Below are 557 nucleotides of genomic sequence, written 5' to 3'. Positions count from 1 at the left end.
GGCGGCCGACGCGGTACCGCGGGGGGCGGTCGGGCCGTCGCCGGTCGGGGCACCGAGGCGGTCCTTGAGCTCCAGCAGCAGCTTCTGGGCGCCCTTCTTGCCGATGCCGGGCACGGCCGTCAGCGCCTTCTCGTCGCCGGTGGCGACCGCGCGGCGCAGCGCGTCCGGGGTGTGCACGGCGAGCATCGCCTGGGCCAGCCGCGGCCCCACGCCGCTCGCGGTCTGCAGCAGTTGGAAGACCTGCCGCTCGTCGTCGTCGGCGAAGCCGTAGAGGGTGAGGGAGTCCTCCCGGACGACGAGTGAGGTCGCGAGCCGGGCCGGTTCGCCCACCCGCAGGGCGGTCAGCGTGCCGGGCGTGCACTGCACGGACATGCCGATGCCGCCCACCTCCACCACGGCGGAGTCCGGGGCGAGCGCGGCGACCGGGCCGGAGACGAAGGCGATCATGGCAGGGGGCCTTTCTGGAGGGGTGCGGTGGGCTGCACCGAGGCGCCCCGGGCGGCGGCGGTACCGGCCGCCGATGCGGGTGACGGGGGCGTGCGGCCGGCGGTGGAGCG

General features: G+C 76.8%; 1 protein-coding gene. It reads right to left on the bottom strand.

Features of this window, described 5'->3' with window-relative positions:
- Positions 1–447, bottom strand: a 447-nt coding sequence (gene ruvA, locus ACYVE9_RS30390) for a Holliday junction branch migration protein RuvA (RefSeq protein WP_461031066.1), incomplete at its 3' end; no start/stop codon positions are given.
- Positions 448–557 lie beyond the last annotated feature (110 nt).

This window comes from Streptomyces sparsus (assembly GCF_054776295.1).
Note: the sequence above shows the minus strand (reverse complement) of the source record. Positions and strands in the feature narration are given on the sequence as shown.